Source organism: Cupriavidus sp. YR651 (genome assembly GCF_900101625.1).
GTDB lineage: Bacteria > Pseudomonadota > Gammaproteobacteria > Burkholderiales > Burkholderiaceae > Cupriavidus.
On sequence record NZ_FMYZ01000028.1, the window covers coordinates 1 to 20,085 of the forward strand.

11 protein-coding genes and 6 pseudogenes are annotated in these 20,085 nt (G+C 57.4%); 8 read left to right on the top strand and 9 right to left on the bottom strand.

All coding sequences use genetic code 11. The features are described from left to right. Positions 1-572 (bottom strand): cytochrome P460 family protein (locus BLR29_RS30930; protein ID WP_092143707.1); only part of this gene is annotated, 572 nt, incomplete at its 3' end. A 134-nt stretch (positions 573-706) separates the two neighbouring features. Here BLR29_RS30930 and BLR29_RS30935 point away from each other — a divergent pair. Then, the gene (locus BLR29_RS30935) at positions 707-1,657 is read left to right on the top strand and encodes an AraC family transcriptional regulator (RefSeq protein WP_092143710.1); all 951 of its coding nucleotides are present in this window, start codon (positions 707-709) and stop codon (positions 1,655-1,657) included. A gap of 1,395 nt (positions 1,658-3,052) precedes the next feature. After that, on the top strand, positions 3,053-3,319 hold the full coding sequence (locus BLR29_RS30940) for a LysR family transcriptional regulator (RefSeq protein ID WP_176861114.1): 267 nt from the start codon (positions 3,053-3,055) through the stop codon (positions 3,317-3,319). Between the two features lie 71 nt (positions 3,320-3,390). Here the strand turns inward: BLR29_RS30940 and BLR29_RS33110 are convergent. Both BLR29_RS33110 and BLR29_RS30950 read right to left on the bottom strand, forming a co-directional pair. Continuing rightward, positions 3,391-4,547, bottom strand: a pseudogene (locus tag BLR29_RS33110) (transposase); the annotation flags it as partial. Then, positions 4,547-5,270 (bottom strand): annotated as a pseudogene (locus tag BLR29_RS30950) (IS5 family transposase); the annotation flags it as partial. The pseudogenes BLR29_RS33110 and BLR29_RS30950, both read right to left, overlap by 1 nt. 1,298 nt (positions 5,271-6,568) lie before the next feature. On the opposite strand from BLR29_RS30950, the gene BLR29_RS30955 reads away from it, so the two are divergent. Then, complete coding sequence (locus BLR29_RS30955; protein ID WP_092143719.1) at positions 6,569-7,165, top strand: TetR/AcrR family transcriptional regulator; 597 nt, start codon at positions 6,569-6,571, stop codon at positions 7,163-7,165. A 31-nt stretch (positions 7,166-7,196) separates the two neighbouring features. Here the strand turns inward: BLR29_RS30955 and BLR29_RS30960 are convergent, their stop codons facing one another. From BLR29_RS30960 to BLR29_RS30970, 3 genes and pseudogenes are all read right to left on the bottom strand, one after another. Beyond that, positions 7,197-8,168: a LysR family transcriptional regulator gene (locus tag BLR29_RS30960; RefSeq protein ID WP_176861116.1), complete on the bottom strand. Its 972-nt coding sequence runs from the start codon at positions 8,166-8,168 to the stop codon at positions 7,197-7,199. A 310-nt stretch (positions 8,169-8,478) separates the two neighbouring features. Next, positions 8,479-8,920 (bottom strand): annotated as a pseudogene (locus BLR29_RS30965) (transposase); the annotation flags it as partial. A gap of 134 nt (positions 8,921-9,054) precedes the next feature. After that, complete coding sequence (locus tag BLR29_RS30970) at positions 9,055-9,309, bottom strand: DNA-3-methyladenine glycosylase I (RefSeq protein ID WP_092143725.1); 255 nt, start codon at positions 9,307-9,309, stop codon at positions 9,055-9,057. A gap of 251 nt (positions 9,310-9,560) precedes the next feature. Here BLR29_RS30970 and BLR29_RS33115 point away from each other — a divergent pair. Then, positions 9,561-9,740, top strand: a pseudogene (locus BLR29_RS33115) (IS110 family transposase); the annotation flags it as partial. Between the two features lie 141 nt (positions 9,741-9,881). Here BLR29_RS33115 and BLR29_RS30980 read toward each other — a convergent pair. After that, a pseudogene (locus BLR29_RS30980) lies at positions 9,882-10,334 on the bottom strand (transposase); the annotation flags it as partial. A gap of 1,187 nt (positions 10,335-11,521) precedes the next feature. Between BLR29_RS30980 and BLR29_RS30985 the strand changes: the two are divergent. Together BLR29_RS30985 and rpoD are read left to right on the top strand one after the other, a co-directional pair. After that, positions 11,522-12,538: an AraC family transcriptional regulator gene (locus BLR29_RS30985; RefSeq protein ID WP_092143731.1), complete on the top strand. Its 1,017-nt coding sequence runs from the start codon at positions 11,522-11,524 to the stop codon at positions 12,536-12,538. Between the two features lie 686 nt (positions 12,539-13,224). After that, the gene (gene rpoD / locus BLR29_RS30990) at positions 13,225-15,252 is read left to right on the top strand and encodes an RNA polymerase sigma factor RpoD (protein ID WP_092143734.1); all 2,028 of its coding nucleotides are present in this window, start codon (positions 13,225-13,227) and stop codon (positions 15,250-15,252) included. A 102-nt stretch (positions 15,253-15,354) separates the two neighbouring features. On the opposite strand, the gene BLR29_RS30995 is transcribed toward rpoD, so the two are convergent. After that, entirely contained in the window at positions 15,355-15,558 is a 204-nt protein-coding gene (locus BLR29_RS30995) for a cold-shock protein (RefSeq protein WP_092143737.1), read from the bottom strand. 136 nt (positions 15,559-15,694) lie between these two features. On the opposite strand from BLR29_RS30995, the pseudogene BLR29_RS31000 reads away from it, so the two are divergent. Further along, positions 15,695-16,693: pseudogene (locus BLR29_RS31000) on the top strand (ISL3 family transposase); the annotation flags it as partial. Here the strand turns inward: BLR29_RS31000 and BLR29_RS31005 are convergent. Beyond that, on the bottom strand, positions 16,662-19,226 hold the full coding sequence (locus tag BLR29_RS31005; protein WP_092143740.1) for a bifunctional diguanylate cyclase/phosphodiesterase: 2,565 nt from the start codon (positions 19,224-19,226) through the stop codon (positions 16,662-16,664). The pseudogene BLR29_RS31000 and the gene BLR29_RS31005 overlap by 32 nt on opposite strands. 530 nt (positions 19,227-19,756) lie before the next feature. Between BLR29_RS31005 and BLR29_RS31010 the strand changes: the two genes are divergently transcribed. After that, on the top strand, positions 19,757-20,085 hold a 329-nt coding region (locus BLR29_RS31010), incomplete at its 3' end, for a cytochrome P460 family protein (protein WP_176861117.1).

Here is a 20,085-nt window from a genome sequence, read left to right on the forward strand (position 1 = left end):
AACTGGGTCCAGACGTCGTCTTTCTTAGCGCTCGCCCTGTGGCAGAACGCGCATTCCTCATTGGGCTTCACCTTGGCAGTTGCTGCCTTCGGCTCGTGGTGATTGAAATTGAAGTAGCCCCAGCCTCCGGTGGCGGCATAGCGCTTGGAATCTTTGACCGTCACGTCGGCGCCATTCCACTTTCCGGGAAAGTAGCCGCGCCCGGATGCCTCGGCGCGCGATCCATCCGGGTTCTGCGCCGGGAGCACCAACTGCAGTTCCTTGAAGAAGATCGTTCCTTCGGGGAACTCGCCCGTCTTCTTGTAAATCGCGTATGAGCCCGGTTCGATGTAGACGTTGTGAAATTCGGGGAAATTGGCCTTGCCGCCGTTGAGCGCGTTGGGGGTGAGCGGTGAGCCGACGTACACCCACTCGTGGAAATTCTTCGGCAGGATCAGATCGCCCGACGCCGTATATTCGGGGAGATAGCGCTTTCGCGTGTGTGCGCTGCTGTCATCGGATGGTGGCTTGGCGAACGCAGCGGTCATGACAAACGCGCTGGAAACCACGGTGGCAATCAGTACGGGACGCATACCTTATCTCCTCCTCTTCTAGGAAGTACATCGTAGCTTTGCTCGCGTACTGTGGGGTCTCGAAATGGTTCTGTTTCGTCCAAATGTACTCAATCGTCGCCCTCTCTATTTGAGTTGCCGTCATAATCCGCCGCATGTTCGAATCGTCATTTTCTGCGCACATGATCTTGGATCATTTGCTAGCTGTGCTTGATATCGGTGTGACCGATTTCACGGTCTGCGACATACGTGAAGGTTGGGGAATGCGCTTCGACTCCTGCGACGCGGCGAGGCTGCATTACTGCCTTGCGGGTGTTGGCACACTGGTTGTTGGTGCCTTACCGCCCATTCAACTTGGACCACACAGTCTCGTACTCCTGCCGCCAGGGGTTGCGTACCGTCTCGAAAACGCCTCGTCAAAACCGGTGCGCCTTGAGGGCCGGGCACGCGCGCGGGGCGCGCCGTCACAAGAAGCCGTTCCAACGCTAACCGCGGGCCAAGGCCAGCGGGGCGTCGAAACGGTGTGCGGTGAGCTCCGCGTCGGCTTGGCTGATGGGTCCGACCCTTTCACCACCCTGGGAAAGCCATTGGTGGTGCATTTCGGCGGCACTGAAGGATTGCGAGACCAGTTTGCGATGTTGTTGGCCGAGTCGGCCCAGCCGGGAGTCGGGTCACGTGTTCTGATTGAGGCATTGCTTAAGCAATGTCTAGTACTAGCGTTGCGGCGCTGGATCGAGTGCGACCCCTCGCCGTTGCCTTGGTTGGCTGCCAAGTCTGACCCTCGGCTAAGTCGTGCCTTGCACGCAATCTTTGAGCAGCCTGCAGTCGCATATACGGTAGACAGTCTCGCGCTGATCGCAGGCATGAGCCGCTCTGCGTTTGCGTGCGCATTCCAGCGGGTTTTCGGTCAATCGCCGATGAGTCTCGTCAAACTAGTGCGGTTACGTCGCGCCAGCGAATTATTAATTACAACGACACTTCCTATCGCCGAAGTCGCGAAGCGAGTTGGGTACTCCAGCAGGAGCAATTTCTCTCTTGCTTTTAGCCAAATTCACGGCGTAGATCCCAGTCGTTTTCGCCGTACGTACTCTGTGATCGGAAAATGATAGTGACTTCGAAAAGAGCACATAAGAGTAACTCTCATTAATGCCACGACTTCGGTACGTGTTTGTCGAATTGGCCGGAGGTACCCCAGGGAAATGGCGCTGCTTCGCAAGGAAACCGGCCGGCTCGAGTAGGCCTTCATGGATGTCGGCTCAGTGCGCGAACAGGTCCACAAAGGCCGGAATGCGGCCAACCACGCAAGACTACGCTTTACTACCTGCGAACCTAATCGCGCCGCTGCCGCGCGGTTAACCGTGGCAGGCGATCGAGGTTCGGACGTCGACGGCGCGAAGCGGCCGACGATACTTGTCGTAGTGGTAAGCCGGGTCGGCATAGATGCGAGCACGCATGCACAACAAGCGCTATGGACGTGTGCGGATAGCGGGAATAGCTTCGACCGGAGGCAAGAACCGAGCACCGTTATAGCGGTTCGCGTGGTCAGTACGACGGCGATCTGGTGCCGTTCACATCGGTGGCGACGTGGTGCCTGAAACTTTGTCACGCGAGATCACCGGCGTTTTGCTAATCGCGTGGTCGAGGCAGCAGTTGGGAGTTGCTCCATTTAGACTGGCAGTTCGTCTCGGTTTGGCCCGAGGCACAAGCGGTTCGATCTGCTGCCCAAAGTTCATCGTCGATAATTGGCTTGCCCGCCTCCTCTGTCTTGTTGTCACGACGAATGAAGTTACGGAAGGTTTGCCTGGGCTGCGAGTTGCGCGATATTCCCCTGTATCGGGAATTCGCTGGGCGAGATTGAGGTATGGTGCGGCTTTCGAATGAGGCCACTATCTCTCGCTTCCGGTTGCTGCGATTGGCACTGCCGTCAGCGTGCACGACTCTGTTCCGGCCGCATCGCTACTGCATGGCGGGGAGGTCGATGTGTTTGCCGATGCAGGTTACCTCGGTGCAGACGAGCGCTCCAGGAAACAAGACATCCACCCGCATTTCGCGTGCGCTTGGGCAAGCAAAGAAGACTGGATACCAAGAAGAAAGTTGACTCGCTGTTGGTCCGCCGAGTTGAGGGCAGCTATATCTGCCAAGGTCTAGCATCTGCGTAGGGTGCCGACGTTAGTTTGACTATAGAAAGGTACGGTATCGTTGTCTCGCAAAGCACACCGCGTAGATCAAAAGCCGTTTGCTTTAGTTAACCTGTCAATGATCTACAAATGGAACTGAAACGCGAGAGATACGGTGTCTCGCGTGGCCCTTTGACGTCAGTGGTGCAGTTAAAATAACTAAGTTGTGCCTCCGGTAGAACTGGCAATAATCTGAAAGATCAGCGCCTATCGGAATTGCGACAGTAGTCACGACTTATTTTTAAACGATTTCTAAGAGGATCATTATGTGTTGGCGGTGCTTGCGTGAACGTCATGTCAGCCGCCAATAGCAAGGTAGTTATCATGGACCAACTAGCTGCGATGCAGATCTTCACGAATATCGTCGACCGGGGCGGATGTGTGCGCGCTTCAGAAGCGCTGGGTATACCGAAATCGGTAATCTTCCGGAGCATCATCCTCCTGGAATCACAACTGGGTGCGAGGTTAATTTGCCGTACCACGCGTAACGTCCGCTTGACCGAAGAAGGGGCCTACTACTACGGTATGTGCAAGCGGATACTTTCGGCTATAGCGGAAGCGGATCTTTCTGAGGGCCAGAATCAGGCCTAACACGCGGAATTTCCATCGATAGCAGCATTTCGGCGTATGCCGGCACACGTCAAAGCTAGATGTCGCCTCATTTATGCAGCCGAACGCTGTTTTTCTTCGCCTGGCTTGATACCGGCGGGCACGGAAATCTCGCGCCCCGGGTTGAGCGTGACTGCGTGCATTGCCGACCAGTCCTCGTGTATTGCATGACCAGCGGCGTGGGTTGCGGTCACGGGGCTAAAAAAACAGCGCGTGACGCACGGCGAGAATTTTGCCGTCGTCTTGTCCGGCATGGCGCTGTTCTGGGCTCACATAGTGGATCCCGCTGTGCCGATGCTCATGGTTGGACCAGTGGACGAAGTGGGCCGCGCAAGTACGCGCTGCGGTCAGATCCGCAAAGCCAACGGACGGGAACTCCAACCAGTACTCGACCTTGCGGAACATGCATTCCACAAAGGCGCTATCGTCACTCGACGTGGACGCGAATGCGAGGGCTTGACGCCAAGCCAGTGCAACATCGCCAGCAGCGTATTGGCCTCGAGCGCGAATCTGTTGTCCGCGTGCAGCACCAGCGTTGCCGCCGAGGCATAAATGCACTCGGCCAGCCCCGTGCGCTTGACCAGATGCTCCGCGTGGTCGGCGTCGTCGCGATCGTGGATCTCGAAGCCCGCGATCATGCGGCTGTACACGTCCAGGATCAGGTACAAATAGAACCAACACCGGCGACCTCTGCCGGCAAGTAGACCGAGTCCCAGCGCCACAGTTGGCTTGGCCCTGTAGCAACGTGCGTGGTGGGTGGACGGCTTTGGCGCGCCCCCGGTGCCGGGTCCGCCGATGGGCTCGCAACACGCGGCCGAAGCTAGATTCACTGGCTAGATACACACCCTCGTCGGCAAGCATGGGCACGATGCGCGACCGGCGGGATCCCGGCATAGCGCGGCTCGTTGGCGATGGCCAGAATGCGTTCGCGTTCCTCGGTCCTCAGCACGTGCGCTGCTCGACCCCGGAGCGGCGGTCCCCACCGGCCCACCATCGGCCTTCCGGCGTTCCAGTGTGCGCATAATGGCAGCCACCTCGCAGGCCTGGCGCCGGCGGGCCCCGGCTGCGCGAGCGATCTCGATATAGCAGACCATCGTTTGGCGATCTTCCAGGCCGATCATGCGTCCTCGTCCTTGTCCGTCGGGAAGATGCCCTCGATCTTTCTAGACAGCATCAACAGGGTGGCGGCTTCGGTCAACGCCTTCTCCTTTAGAAGCTGTTGCGAAATAAGTTCATGCAGGGCTTTAGCCTGCTCCAGCAAATCAGTGAACAGGAAAGGGACGGGAAGGCTTCGTGGACATGGGCATATCGCTCGTATCGAATCTTTAGGCGTCTGAACGAATGGAGCCAAGCAATCGAGCGTTCCACGACCCAGCGCGTTTTGCCGAACCCACTGCCGTGCGGCGAGCCGATTTTGGCAAGCACGGGCGTAATGCCGCGCTCGCGCAAGCGCTGTCGGTGCGACTCGGAACAGTATCCCCGGTCGCCTTGGACGATTTTCGGCTTGTGCAGAGGGCGTCCGCGCTTTCCGCGAATGGGAGGAATCGCCTCGACCAGCGCATCGAGTTGCGTGATGTCGTTGCAGTTCACGCCGGTCAGGATGACCACGAGCGGGATACTTTGCGCGTCGACGATAAGGTGATGCTTGCTGCCGAGCTTGCGCCGGTCCGTTGGGTTCGGACCTTCATTTTCCCGCCAACATGGCGCGAACCGACGAGCTGTCGACAATGGCGCGCGCCATGTCGAGTTGGCCGCGCCGGCGCAATTCGGCAAGCAGGATCTCGTGGGTGCGTTGCCAAACACCAGCCTCCTGCCAGGCAACCAGCCACCGCCAGTATGCAGTGCCCGAGCCACAGCCCATCTCCTGCGGCAGTAGATTCCAGGCGATGCCAGAGCGCAGCACGAACACGATGCCAGTCAGCACCGCTCGGTCTGGCCACACATGACCAATAACAACGCGTTTTTGGAGAGCCTCCACACTGCCAGTTACCGGCCAGAGATCTCCTTTAACGGGCGTTGCCGACATGGCCGTAGTCGCGTACCTTCGTCCATTGGTGCAACTATAAGCATCAACACGGCTTCGTCCGCTACGGTGGCCCGGCACAGCGCCAGGCCTGGGGACCGCGGCGGGATCCGGCCGAGCGCCATGCACTGTACTCTTAGGCTCGCGAGCCGAACCGACCTCGCCGGTCACACCTCACGTGCGACGGGTCGCAGATCGCCACGGTCACGCTGAACCGCGAGCGCAAGTTTGCCGTGGCAAGCAGAAGGCTCAGGAAAACAACTTAGGCTTACATGAATATGGCCACATCTAACTTGACGCGTGCCTTCGCCCGGGGTGGCTCGTCTGCTACACGGCTTATGGCGGACCACTCAACGGAGGCGGAGCAAGGTTGAGGCAAAAAGATGGACCAAATTTCGTATATCGTGGTAGGGATAGTTCTCCACCCGTAAAACTAAAAAAAACCCCTGGACAGCGGGGTTCTGCCCAGGGGGACACGGGGGACGAAAGTCAACGCAGGTTTTAATCATTTAAGTTTCGACATGGGTCAAGCTCACGCTTAAAACCGGAGACAAAGGACCTGTGAGCTAATCGAAACGAACCTGCGCCAACCGCTTCAAATATAGCTTCGTTCACGTTATGAGATCAAGTCAAATTGTTTAAACGGTACATTTAAAATATTTAAACAATTATTTTTTATTCAATTTTAACAAACGCGCCATCATGCCATGGATGTCTCACTGGACCGTAGACGCTTGATGCTTGATGTGCACAAAGTTCCGTTGTTAGCTACTGGTTTGTGGAGAACAAGCCAGCCCGGTTATCATCCCGGCCACCACCTATGGCACGCCACAAATCCGGATGGCGCATTTTCTTTTAATATTCACTTCAGTTTTCAAGAGAAAAATACTATAATTTGTCGAAAAAAACGAAAGCGGTCCATGGTGAAATGGTAAGAGTAGAGGCCAGAACGCAGCAAACCAATGCGGATCGTTCGGATTAAAATACTGACCCACGCAGGTTGAGAGAGGCGTTGGAGAGAAGCCAAAACGGAATTACGCCCATTTCTGACGGACGATATCGTAAGATCCATTATCTTATCAAGTCATTATTTGAAAACTGAATGTTTGGTATAATTGAACAATATAGCGGGCCTGATTTTTTTTGGTCCATCGACTGCATCGCGGCAGTACGTGCGTATGCGATACAGATGCTCAAGAGGCAGCACAATGAAAGTCAGCAAGGAAAAAGTGGCCCGGAATCGGGCCGCTCTGATCGACGCAGCCAGATTGTTGCTTAATGAAAAGGGGTTCGAAGGCACCAGCGTTGCAGAGATCAGCGCCAAGGCCGGTCTCACGCAGGGTGCGTTCTATCGACAGTTTGCGACCAAGGATGAGCTTATAGCACTAGCTTGCCGACTCGACCTGGCCTCGCGCTGCGAACGCTGGGAGGCCGAAGACAGCGGTCGTAGCAGCGCGTTGGCTTACATAGACGACTATCTGCAATATGCACTAAGCGAGGACCCAACTGTCAATCGCCCTTTGGCCGCTTATGCGGCCGAGATAGCGCGTCAGCCGAAGAACGTAATGGCTGCCTTCGCGGATGGCACCGCCCAGATTGCCAAGCTAATGGAGTACTCGTTGCGCAAGACGCTTACTCCGGCTCTAGCGCGGCGAAGAGCGTTGTTTCTGGTAGCTTCCTTAGCAGGTGTAGTTGCGATCGCGCGAGCGATAAATTCGTCCAATCCGGAACTCGCGGGAGAGATACTCAGTGGTGCGGCGATCGAAACGAAAAAACTGATGCATCCGCCGTCAAAGAAGAAGTAACAGTGTCGTCGGGCTCTGTTATCGAGGTTGCTTATCCTCTTTTGCTTTCTCCGGCAGGCGGCAAGCCGGGTACGGCCGTCGTCATGGATAGCATCTTCCGAGACCTATCTTCTAACGCGAAAAGGTCTGATTGTTCGAAGAGTTTTGTGATCCACTCAAGAAACACCTTGACCTTGGAAGGAAGATGCCGATTCTGGGGATAAACCGCTGAAACGGGCAATGATTTTGGCTTCCATTGAGGCAGGATCTCTACAAACGAGCCCAGGTGCAAATGCTCCTCGAGCATGAATCGAGGCGGCTGCAGTATCCCCAGGCCTGTGAGGCCACATTCGACATACGCGTCGACATCGTCGAAGCTGAGTTTGCCTACCGCGGGGACCTCGATACACTGGGCTCCTACGAGGAAGCTCAGGTCAATCGGGCGGGCTGTCCTACTCGATACGTACTGCAGTGTCTGGTGATTTTTCAGGTCCTCGATGTTCTCTGGCTGTCCGTAGCGCCGGAGATAGTCAGGCGTCGCCACGGTAATCCTTTGCATATCAGCAAGGCGACGACCAACCAGGAAGCTTGAACTCTCAAGCTCGCCTGCTAGGACAGCACAATCTACGCCTTCTCCAATCAGGTCCACCCACCTATCGCAGTACGAAAGGGTCAGCGCGATATCGGGATATGTTGTGTGGAATTTGTGCAGTTGACGGGTGACCAGCCACTTTCCAATGATGGCGGGCATGCTTACACGTAGCTTGCCACGAGGTCCGTTTCCGGCCCCGCCCATCATGGTTTCCATATCGGAAACCTCAGCGAGAATTCTCAGAGCATGCTCATAGTATTCCTCTCCCTCGGGAGTGAGCTTTACCATGCGTGTTGTTCTCTGCAGCAAGGGCACCCGAAGATGCGCTTCTAGATTCTTGACGATAATCGTCACAGAGGTACGGGAGATATGCAGCAAATCCGCCGCGCGGGAGAAGCTGTTCGCTTCGACCACGCGTACGAACACCTCCATGGCTTGTATCCGGTCCATCTTCCCTCACCCTTATACTTTCTCTCCGTCGCCTGCTATTCGCGGAGAATCTTCTGACTTCCGCTGTCGAACGCCTTTATGCGTTCGACACGCCGAGTTTCTGTCGAGTCGGGAACCCAGACTCCGGAGCCCAACAATCTTGTACGTCGTCGTTCAGCCTGCCTATTGCTTGCGTCAACGCATATATGTCGTGAGTGGAATACTTGCCGCCACGCCTTCTCAGATGCTTCGACAAAGTGATCAATGTTGAGCCCGTAACCATCACGCCTACCGTATCACTCGTGGCGGATGCCAGCGTGAGCAACTGCGTGTCGGTCGGCCGCTGGCGCTCGGCGGTGCCGCCACGCTTCCAGGCGCGATAGCCGTTAACGCTCACTGAAGGGACCTCGCACAGCGCCGACCGCGGATATGCCGGCACTGCTCGTCAATCCTGGTGTACTTCACAGGAGGTCCTTCGCGAAGAACGCCGCCGCCTTTTTTGCGATCTCAAGCTCCATCTGCAGGCGCCTGTTCTCGGCGCGCAGCCGTGAGAGCTCCATCTGCTCGGGCGTGACCACCTTGGTGCTGACGCCGTTTAGCTTGCCGGCGTGCTCGGCCTTCACCCAGTTGCGCAGCGTCTGCTCCGACGCGCCTAACTCCCGGGCCACAGCGCTTATGCCTTGCCCGTCCTTGACTCGTTGCATGGCAGCCGCCTTGAACTCTGCCGTGTATGCCTGCCTTGGTACCTTGAACATCGTTTTCCTTCCTTTGGGTTGAGTCTACAAACGACTTACTGGAAGGCGAAATTCCAGGGGAAGCTCAGCCCCTTAAGTCGAGGTCGCATTTCCAAAAAGTACGTGGTGAGGGACGACTCCGTCCTCAACAGTTTCTACGCGCGTTCGGCGTTTTTTTGGATGGTCGCTTCGTTCTTGGCTTTGTGCCGCAGGAAGGCGGCATTACCCAGTAACCGCTCAGGGCCGCGGTCAGTGAATTGGGCGACGCGCTCTATCTCGAAGTCCGAGGCCTCGCCAAACACTTCGCGCTTGTGGAGAATAGTCAGCCAACTTAGATCGGCGTGAAATCCCTCGAGATCGACCTTTCCGAAGATCCGCTTTTCATCTCGAACGGTGACCCCCCCACTCATTGCTGTGACACTGCCAGTAGTCTTCCAGGTCTGCGCACCAATTGCGACGCATGGATGCGTACAGGCTAACTTTCAACACCACATTGCTTCCTTGGTTAATTAACCCCGCGAGCTGCCCCGAACCTCTGAGCGCTCATGCTGGCGAATTGCCAAGTTGAGCGCGTGGAAAGCACTACCGCCTTCGCCCGTCAATGATAGTCACTGCTATCATTAAGGTCAACGGGCCGTGGCTAGATTTGTGTCCGGCCGGCGTGACAGAGCGGTTGCCAGTGACGCTGATCAAAGCGCTACGCGAGCAGAGGTACGGGATTGCCAAGGTGGATGGGCTTGCCGTGGAAGTCGAGCGGCGTATGTGCGAGTGGGTCAAGGAAGATGGGGTGAAGGCGATCAGCGCGATTCCTGGCGTGGGGCTGCAGGCCGCGATGGCTGCGTGGTTTGGAACCTGCTCCTGCAAGCCGTCTCCGGGAGACCTTCTCCTATCTTCAGTACAGCATCGCGGACTCAGCCTGCGTTCGTGACACGCGCCATTCGTTGCCTTTTTTGGTCTGGTGCATGTCGGGGTGGCGGGTCTAGTCCTTGTTCTTGGTCGACGGCGGCGCCTCGAAGACATCCTAAATCGTGCATTCTTTTGTCATCAGCCCACGCCCGTGCAGCATGGTGCCAATCTCGTCGAACAGCTTTCAGGTCAGCTCATGCTCGACGAGCAAGCGGCGAGACTTCAGCGTGGGCGCATCCGGCGCTACTTCGACAGCCGAATCGATCCCAGCGAACGCGCGCATTGTCATGCTGTCATACATCGCGTCTGCCAGCGCCTCGTCCGACAGCCCATACCACTGCCGAAGGAGATAGATGCGCGGCATCCGCTCAAGTCCGATCGGCAGCCGCCCACGTTTGCCCTTGGCGTAATGCGGCTCGGCCGCTTCTATCAGCCGCGACCACGGCACAACCGTCCCCGTCTCCGTCAGGAAGCGCGGCCGCCCCCCGTCACGCGCAGACGGAACTCGGTACGGAGTTGGCCGTCGCAGATGACGCTTCCAAGGACGTGGCCAAGGCTGGGGCGATGGAGAGCCATGCATTGGCCCGCAACGCCTAGGTCATCGGCACCGTGGATACGACCGCCGCCGCGCTCCGCGGCTAGATATTCTGATCCACAAGGCAGGCAAATTTCTGCTGGGCACCCTCAAGCAACTCATGCTCAACGATTTAGACGGCATCACGTCGGTCGGTCCGCGTACCGTTTTAGCGCCATTTGCTTCGGCATACCGTCTATGCAATGGATGGGGATGCAGGCAAAGCGCCCAGCTGCGCCGGGTCCCTTGGGTCAGACGACGGCGCAATCGATGCCAACGGCTACGCCAATGAAGTATGGGTTTCCGCACCCGAGGCTATGGACGACGCTACTCATCGCTACCCGTGCTGAGACTTCGGACGATAAAGAACAATATTCGGACTTACGAATCGCGTCTACACTGAAACATCCTTCCCAGGGAATGCGCCGGCGAGTTCAGACGGGCACTCGCACGGAACTTGCCGTGTGCTGAAATCCGATCCACGATGGTCACCGTGGAATAGCACGCGCTAAAGGATGGTGATCAAGTGATATCCAATGAAACAAACCGATGCACAATTTGCTTGCCGACAACCGAGAAGTGAGCCTCACTGCGCCTCACCCAGCGTATGCTGCACGACGACTATTCGCCGTCGATGTTCCGCCCTGGCTTCAGCGAACAGGTCGTGGACATCTCTTGCACGCCGGTCCACGGGCTCAGCTGGTCCAACTGGCCGGCTCCAGTTCCCTCGGGTCCAATCAAGCACATGGCAGGCGGCCTCGCGACGTGTTGATAATCAAGCTAGGACTATGTACATAGTATGTAACACGGGATGTGCGAAACTAACGCGCGGCGATCATTGAACTGGCCGTCCCGGAGGTCCTTATGGGGCTTATTCGCGATAGCAATCGCACTGCGACGTATTGGTAGATTCTGGCCGCCGGCAACGCGAACAAACCACCTCGACTCCCCGTCGGACCGTGTGACGACTGCGTCGACTGAAGACGCCACCCCCACCAAGTCCATCGGGAACGGGGCACTGCCTGCATCCGAAGGGTTCAGGTGTCCTCATGGTACGAGTCCTGTTTATCCCCTTACCTAAGATTTGATTGGGGCCGTTGAAACAACACTAGGACGGCGACTCTGATTTCAATGAATGTTCCATGAACAAGGGTGCGGCACGCCAACATAGAGATCCACCGCTGGCGCGGATTTCGGGCGCCCAACTAGACGGCCTGTTATCCGCGCTTAGTGTGGAATTTGTTCGATTGACCGAGTGCTTGGTGAGTCCGGGTTGGCGCCTAAACCTGGGAGGTACGCCTGCGCCGGGCATACATTACAACCTATCTGGCCATGGCCGCATGGTCCTAGAAGGACATCCCGCTATCGAACTTTTACCTCACACGCTTGTTATTACGCCGCCAAATCAGTATTTCCATATCGAGGTGCCTCCCGATGGTCCTGAAAGCGGGATTTCCAACGAGGTAGAGGGTCGTTGGAAGCCATTCCCACCCGGTGCGATTCGGAGGTTCGTGGCAGGCGACCACGCTCCCCAACTGATGTTGATCTGCGGCTACTTTGAAGCGTCCTATGGCACGTCCGTGAACTTGTTCTCGACGCTGACCGCTCCTATCGTCGAGCAGTTCGATAGCGCGCGGCACATTGACCACACACTACGGTTAGCTCTACAGGAACTCATAGACCAGGAAGTGGGCACGGGTGCTATGACGGCGACGCTGCTCAAAGTTGTGTTAATTGCATTGCTAAGACGCTCATTGACCTCCATTGATCTGTGGGTCGAGCGGTTTTCGCTAATGGGAGACGCCAATATCGCAAGAGCCTTCTCGCATATGGCAGCGCGTCCGGGAGCACAACATTCTGTCGACGCTCTCGCTCGTACCGCGTGTTTGAGCCGATCGTCTTTTATGGCACGGTTCACCGAAGTTGTTGGCTTGCCGCCCATGACAGTCCTCCGGAGATTGCGCATGCGTCAAGCCGCCTCGATGCTAATCACCTGCGAACTATCAGTCGACCACATTGCGCGCACAGTCGGATACACCAGCCGAAGCAGCTTTCTCAAGGCGTTTCATGATGCTTACGGCACACTTCCATCTGATTATCGCGCTCAGGGCCGGACAAAAATGACATCCAAGACAGAAAATGAAGATCATCCTGAATGATGAGTTTTACCTCAAAAGCACCATTATTAGCCTCGAAGTCGAGAAGTTCGCGCCCGCGAAGCATGCGAAATGAGGCTCTGGATTTGCCGAGATATGTTCTATCGCTCGGGCGATTGCATACTTGGCGCCAGCGACTCGACGCCGTTCAGCTCCGAGCCGGGACGGGCACACGGGATCGGGCAGGCTGAATATGCCTGCAAGCCCGAACCGGATCATGAGTTGCCGACCCGGTTCGGATGCACTCATCGGCAGCTGAAAGCACAGAGCACCTGTAAAAGGTGATACTGATTTGTGACCAGCGCTTCACTGTCCGTAGGGACGAGCGGGGTCACGTGCGTGGGTTGCCGCCCGCGGACAAGGCGGCGCACGATATTCACTACTTCTCCAATCACATTCCGATCGCCAAGACGATCCCCGGCTTACATCCGCGGTATCGAAGATGAGTAGATCCCACCCGTGGGCCTGACCACCAGGTGCTGCTGTCCAGACGCTCGCCGCAAGCTGTCGGGAACGCCTAGGCTTAACGAATCCGCAGCCAGCGCATGTTGCGACGCACAAGCGCGTCCAGTATGATTCCTGATTCCCCATTTCGCACACACCGGATTCCCGCGGGAGGCATTCCGGCCTCGACAGTCCGTGCGTCATTCCACGATTTCGTTCGCACCCCGCAGGCGTGGCCAGCCGTCATGTCCGCGACGATCGTCGGCCAACCTGGCCAGGAGAACATATTGGCAAATCCGGTTCGCGACGACTCAGCATACCGCGTGATCAAGATCACCTCCAAGACCAGCCGCCGCAGGTCGACAGGAAAGACCCAGGCGGTCGCAATACCGCTGGACACCGTGTCCACGCACCGGGACGAGGAGCGTCAACGCCAGATGCGAGCGCTGATCGCGCTTGGTCGTGAGCGCGGCTATCTCACCCACGCGGACATCAACGATCACCTGCCCGACAACTTTACGCAAACTGCTGCGATGGAGGCGATCGTCAGCACGTTCAGCGACGTGGGAGTGGCCGTGTACGAGCAGGCGCCGGACGCGGAGACGCTCCTGTTAAGCGGCGCCGCGCCTGGCGCGACATCCGACGATCAGGCTGATGAGGAAGCGGAAGCCGCACTGTCGACTGTCGATTCCGAATTCGGCCGCACGACTGATCCGGTCCGGCTGTACATGCGTGAAATGGGGGCAAATGAACTGCTGACTCGCGCCGGCGAAATCGAGATCGCAAAACGCATCGAAGGCGGCCTGCAAGACATGATTCATGCGATCGCAATGTGTCCGTCGGTCGTGTCAATGATTCTTGCCGATGTGGACCGCATCGTTGCTGGCGAACTGCGTATCGACGAACTGGTCGACGGCATCCGCGACGACGCGGACGAAAGCGAAGTGACGCTGGAGTCCGATGACGCTCCAGTGGAGGCGGACACCTCCGATAACGACACAGACGATGAAGACGTTGAAACGGACGCCGGGGATCCGGACAAGGCGAATGCGGTCCGTCTCGAACGACTGACAATCGACAGTCTTGCGATATTCGCGCGCGTGCGTGCCCTGTTCGAGCAGATGCCGGACACAGCCGCCACTGGGAAAGCTCGTTCCGCAACCGTGGCGCAAGTACGCTCGGAGATCCAGCGCGAACTGGCGCCGATCCGCTTTACGGCCAAAACGATCGACCGCCTCTGTGCCAGCGTGCACGAACTGGTTACCGAGATTCGTACAGTCGAGCGTAGCATCCTGGAGATCGCCGTCGAACGTTGCGGCATGCCACGCGAGGCGTTTGTCGATTCGTTCCCGGGCCACGAGACCGACCTTGAATGGACCAGCCGCGTGGCTGCGACTTCGAAGCGGTTTGGCGCGGCGCTCGAGCGACATCTGCCGGCCATTCAGGCCGGCCAGCAGAAGCTCATCGACATCGAGGCCAGGGTCTTGCTGCCGCTCCAGCAGCTCAAGCAGATCAACCGCCAGATGAGTTCTGCCGAGTTAAAAATGCGTCAGGCCAAGCGAGAGATGATCGAAGCGAATCTCCGTCTAGTCATTTCAATTGCCAAGAAATACGTGAACCGCGGCATGCAGTTTCTGGATCTGATCCAGGAAGGCAATATCGGCCTGATGAAGGCGGTGGACAAGTTCGAATACCGGCGCGGCTGGAAGTTTTCGACGTACGCCACCTGGTGGGTCCGGCAGGCTGTCACGCGTGCGCTTGCCGATCAGGCACGGACCATTCGCGTGCCGGTGCACATGATCGAGACAATCAACAAGCTGAACCGGCTTTCACGCGAATTCCTGCAACAGACGGGCCAGGAAGTCCATCCCGCCCTCCTCGCCGAACGCATGGAGATGTCCGAGCAGAAAGTGCGAGATATCCTCAAGATCGCGAAGCAGCCTGTCTCGCTTGAGACCCCTGTGGGCGACGACGCCGACGCTACGCTCGGCGACATGATTGAGGACGTCTCTGCGAGTTCACCGGCTGAAGCCGCCATCCAGGCAAGCCTGCGCGCCGAAATCGATTCGGCACTCAACGAGCTATCGCCACGCGAGGCCAAGGTCCTTCGGATGCGATTTGGGCTCGATACAACCTCTGAGCACACGCTTGAAGAGGTTGGCAAACAGTTCGACGTGACCCGTGAGCGAATCCGTCAGATTGAGGCCAAGGCGATGCGCAAGCTCAAGCATCCCAGTCGCGCTGACAAGTTACGGCTCTTTCTGGAGCGTTGAGAAAGACACTGCCCCCCCTTCTCGACACCCTGCGCCAAGCCGGCAACGATCACGCAGCCTGATCGTTGCCCCTGACAGGATGCTTTCGCAGCGTGGTGAAACTTACAGCGGCTTGATGCTACCTGCCTGCTTCCCCTTGGGGCCCTGCTTCACTTCGAAGCTGACCTTTTGGCCTTCTTGAAGTGATTTGAAGCCACTTCCCTGAACCTCGGAGAAGTGCGCGAACAGGTCTTCACCGCCATCGTCCGGCGAGATAAAACCGAAACCCTTCGCATCGTTAAACCACTTCACGGTACCTGTTGCCATGTTCTGAATGTTCCAAAAAACGAGATGAATTTGATGCCGCCGGCCTGCGCCAGACGTGCAGAAATCTTGTATCACAGTTGAGCCGTCGCTCACAATCCGGGGCTTTTCGAATGGCTCCGCCGACCAGTGCTGTAAACATGTCCCCCGCAGGCGCGTTTGGTGCGATCAATGCGGGGGGCCGCGGCTCGAGCGGCTCGAATGGCTGGGCCGCTACCAGCGTGTCACAGCCAGGTTGGCGCAGGCCTGTGGGCAGTTGTTACGTAGTTGCACGGTGCAGGCTGTGGCGGCTTTCTACGATCTGGGCTGGCATACCGTCAAATCGATAGACAAGGCGCGTCTGCATGAGGCGGTCGTCGAGCCGGACTGGTCCAGCATCCGCTACCTGGCCATGGACGAATTCGCGCTGCACAAGGGCCATCGCTATGCCACGGTGGTGGTCGATCCGATTGGGCGGCAAGTGCTCTGGATCGGTCAGGGCCGCTCGCGCGAGACAGCACGGGCCTTCTTTGAGCAGCTCCCGGCGGGCGCGGCCGAGCGCATCGAGGCGGTTGCCATCGACATGACGACTGCCTATGAACTAGAGATCCGCGAGCATTGCCCACAGGCAGAAGTGGTCTTCGACCTCTTCCACGTCGTGGCCAAGTACGGGCGCGAAGTGATCGATCGGGTCCGTGTGGACCAGGCCAATCGCCTGCGACATGACCGTCCCGCCCGGCGGGTACTCAAGTCCACGCGCTGGCTGCTACTGCGCAACAAGGAGAACCTGAGCGACGCTCAGGCCGTGCATCTGAACGACGTGCTGCAGGCCAATTAGCCGCTGCTGACGGTCTACATCCTGAGAGACGAGCTCAAGCGGCTGTGGTTCTACCGCCGCCCGGCATGGGCGCAAAAGGCGTGGGAGCATTGGTGTGAACAGGCAAGCCAGAGCCGAATTCCTGCTCTCGAGTTGTTCGCCCAGCGCCTGAAAGCCTATTGGCACGGCATCATCGCCCGCTGCCGGCACCCGCTGAACACGAGTGTTGTTGAAGGCATCAACAACACCATCAAGGTCATCAAGCGTCGGGCCTACGGCTACCGTGACGAGGAATACTTCTTCCTGAAGATCAAGGCGACCTTCCCCGGAATTCCTCGTTGAACCAGAAAAAGCGCTCCCCAAACTCCTCGCCCGCGCATGGGCGGCCAAAGTAGTAGCCTTGCTGAATGTCGACCTTCAACTCGTTGAGCAAGACGCTTGTCGCTTCATCCTCGACGCCTTCCGCTACCGTGCGAAACGACAAGGCCTTGGCCAGTTGCACAATGGCCTGCAGTATCCGCAACCCATCCGGCGTATGAGCGCGCCGCACGAAAGAAATGTCGATTTTCAGTTCTCCGACGGGCAGTGCGTGCAATTGCGATAGGGAGGCGTAGCCAGTTCCGAAATCGTCGATGGAAAGCGTGAAGCCGGCGTCGACGAGTCGGTTTAGTTGGTCGTCGGCGCCCTCCACTTCCATCAATGCGATCGATTCAGTGACTTCCAGAACCAGCCTGTTGGACGGGACCCCGAACGTCACGCAGTCTTCGAGCATTGAGCTGCAGAAATCCGGCGCAACCAACTGACGTTTGGAAATATTCAGGGACAGATGCAGGCCGGGACGGTCTGCCATCCATTGCTGGAACTGGGCGAGCGCTTTCCTTCGCACCAGGCGGCCAAGTTCACCGATCAGGCCGAGATTTTCTGCCATCGGGACGAAGCTGCTAGGAGGGATCCAGCCGAGGTCGTCGTCTTTCCAGCGTGCCAGAGCTTCCACCCCTGTCAGATGATGGTGTTCGCCGGAGGCCACGCCGCGAGCGCTCACCTGAGGCTGGAACCAGACCATAATGCGTTCGTCTCGGATGGCTTGGGCCAGACGAGCCTTGATGTAAAGCTCCTTCTTCCCAAGCCCTTTTTCGGTCATGTCAGAAAAGAGCTGGAAGTTGTTGCGCCCCTGGGACTTAGCGTAAAACATCGCCCGATCGGCATGAGTCAGCAACGCATCGACATTGTCTGCGTCGATGGGGTAAAGAGAAACGCCCACGCTGAATGTCGCATTGACACATTGCCCGTTCGACGTGAAGGACTGACCCATGACGTTGACAAGCCGGCGTGCCGCCTCCCGCGCGGCGTCGAGGTCAGCAACGCACGAGAACAGGACGACAAATTCATCACCGCCCCACCGCGCCACCGTGTCGCCTTCCTCCAGACAAGTCGCCAGCGCGCTGGAAACCTCGCGCAGTAGGCCATCGCCCGTCTTATGCCCATAAGCATCATTGATATTCTTGAAATGATCCAGATCGACGAAGCAAACTGCGACGATCTCGTTGTGACGCTTAGCGGATTGGATGGCCTTGCTGATGCGGTCTTCCAGCAATATGCGGTTGGGTAGCCCGGTGAGTGCATCGTGGTGCGCCATATGGGCAATGTGGCGCTCCTGAAGATACGTCTTGGTGATGTCGCGCAGAACGCCTCGGATACCGAGGATCTGCCCCCGGTCGTTTCGCTCCGCAAGAAATCGGCAGTCCATCCAGCGCTCGTGGCCGGCGTCGGCGATGAAGCGGAAGCGTCCGTGGGATTCATCCTTCTGCCCGGATTGCAGATGTTCAAGGCACTTCAGAAACGCAGGACGGTCCTGGGGCTGGATCGATGCATCCAGAGAGTCGTTGGCGGAAAGCGTATCGGCCAGCCGCCACCACCCCGTGTTGGCGTGGATAATGACTCCACCCGGACTAAGTTCCACCACACCCTCTTCCAGCATATCCAGGGTCCGCACCAGTGAATGCTGTTCCGCCGCATACTGTCTTTCCTTCCGCAGCGCCGCATTGAGGTCGCGGAACGGCTGGCGCACGCTATCGATGAATACGGCACGGAAAATCAGCGAATAAGAAAGGACCTTGAACACATGGGCGGCAATATTGAACGTATCGCCGACTGATCCGTAAAGCGTGGCGCATAGTTCTGACAGGCACGTGACGGAAGCAGCGGCGAACAAGTCAGCCCGATTGAAACCGGCTTCCAGGCGAGCCTTGCGATAGAGCGCGACGGCAGCACTGCCGTACATCAGAACCAGCGAATATTCTATCCAGATTTTCAGCGGGGTCATGCCGCTCCCACGGACGAAGAAATGCGGCACAGCCTGCGGGAAGAACAGCTCACCGATGTAGATCGCCGCAACGTAAGCCAGAACCAGCGCGAGTGCGAAATAGCGTTTGCGCCGACTCAGAACCAGCTGCCAAGGGCGGAAAGCAACGATAAAAAGTCCGATTGCCACCAGTAATCGTGCGGCGAACCAGAATGTGATGGCTTTCTGTGGGCTTTCAGGCGTCACGAAATCCGGCATGCCGCCGGAGCCCAGCATATGCGCGAAGTCTAATAGTGCCGAACCTAGCAGCACCACGCCAAGAAATATGACGCTACCCGGACGGGATTCCGCGTGGGCATTCCAGGCAATTCCGAAAACTAGCGTCGCCGCAACAATGGCTGCGGTTTCCATCGCAAGGTGCAATGGCACGTAGTTGGCAAGCCCAATATCTACTCTGATGTCCTTAATCCACAGTATCCCGCAGAGAACGAACAGGAAGCCAGCGAGGAGGGTTATGCGCTTTAGATACGCTTCAACAGGAGGGGCAGACAGAGGGGACAAGAAGGGTTTCATGCCAAAGGATCAGCTCAACAAGAGGCCAGGCAACGCCTGGGGACTTAGTCATGCAGGGAGTGCGTGGCTTTCCCTAGCACGCGCGTCAAGTCTAACTGGTGCCGCACCTCGAAGAGTACCGACGCACTAATCCCCAAACATCGACGGCTAGTTGTCGACTCAAATCGGCGCGAGATGTACCCCCTTGGTAAGAAGGGTCGGCTGCGTCCACTTATCCGTGTACTTCTTTAAGAAATCTGAGAAAAACAGGCGAGCTGCCTGTACCCAGTAATCGGCTCGCTTGCGCGCACATAACCTTGAAAAATCAAAGCATTAGCGCGCCGCTACCTTAACGCTCTAGCTAGAAAATTAACCGAGATTGCATCGCAGATAAGGACAGGTCGAACAGGTGACTGATCATGACGGCAACTGGAACAGAGACGGCCGACCGTTGAATATTTGGACGAATCAGAACCAATTCGAGACCGCAGAGTACGCGAGCACAGCTACGATGAACGCTCGACTATCCGTGGAAGAGAAGGAGATAAGGTATGCGTACTTCCGTACTGATTGCCACCGTGGTTTCCAGCGCGTTTGTCATGACCGCTGCGTTCGCCAAGCCACCATCCGATGACAGCAGCGCACACACGCGAAAGCGCTATCTCCCCGAATATACGGCGTCGGGCGATCTGATCCTGCCGAAGAATTTCCACGAGTGGGTGTACGTCGGCTCACCGCTCACCCCCAACGCGCTCAACGGCGGCAAGGCCAATTTCCCCGAATTTCACAACGTCTACATCGAACCGGGCTCATACGCGATTTACAAGAAGACGGGCGAGTTCCCCGAAGGAACGATCTTCTTCAAGGAACTGCAGTTGGT

Excerpts from the sequence above, each read along its gene's own strand:
- BLR29_RS30940 (WP_176861114.1), top strand. The coding sequence starts at position 3,053 with ATGGACCAACTAGCTGCGATGCAGATCTTCACGAATATCGTCGACCGG.
- BLR29_RS30985 (WP_092143731.1), top strand. The coding sequence starts at position 11,522 with ATGAACAAGGGTGCGGCACGCCAACATAGAGATCCACCGCTGGCGCGG.
- BLR29_RS30935 (WP_092143710.1), top strand. The coding sequence starts at position 707 with ATGTTCGAATCGTCATTTTCTGCGCACATGATCTTGGATCATTTGCTA.
- BLR29_RS30995 (WP_092143737.1), bottom strand. The coding sequence starts at position 15,558 with ATGGCAACAGGTACCGTGAAGTGGTTTAACGATGCGAAGGGTTTCGGT.
- rpoD (WP_092143734.1), top strand. The coding sequence starts at position 13,225 with ATGTCCGCGACGATCGTCGGCCAACCTGGCCAGGAGAACATATTGGCA.
- BLR29_RS30955 (WP_092143719.1), top strand. The coding sequence starts at position 6,569 with ATGAAAGTCAGCAAGGAAAAAGTGGCCCGGAATCGGGCCGCTCTGATC.
- BLR29_RS30970 (WP_092143725.1), bottom strand. The coding sequence starts at position 9,309 with ATGAGTGGGGGGGTCACCGTTCGAGATGAAAAGCGGATCTTCGGAAAG.
- BLR29_RS31005 (WP_092143740.1), bottom strand. The coding sequence starts at position 19,226 with ATGAAACCCTTCTTGTCCCCTCTGTCTGCCCCTCCTGTTGAAGCGTAT.
- BLR29_RS30960 (WP_176861116.1), bottom strand. The coding sequence starts at position 8,168 with ATGGAGGTGTTCGTACGCGTGGTCGAAGCGAACAGCTTCTCCCGCGCG.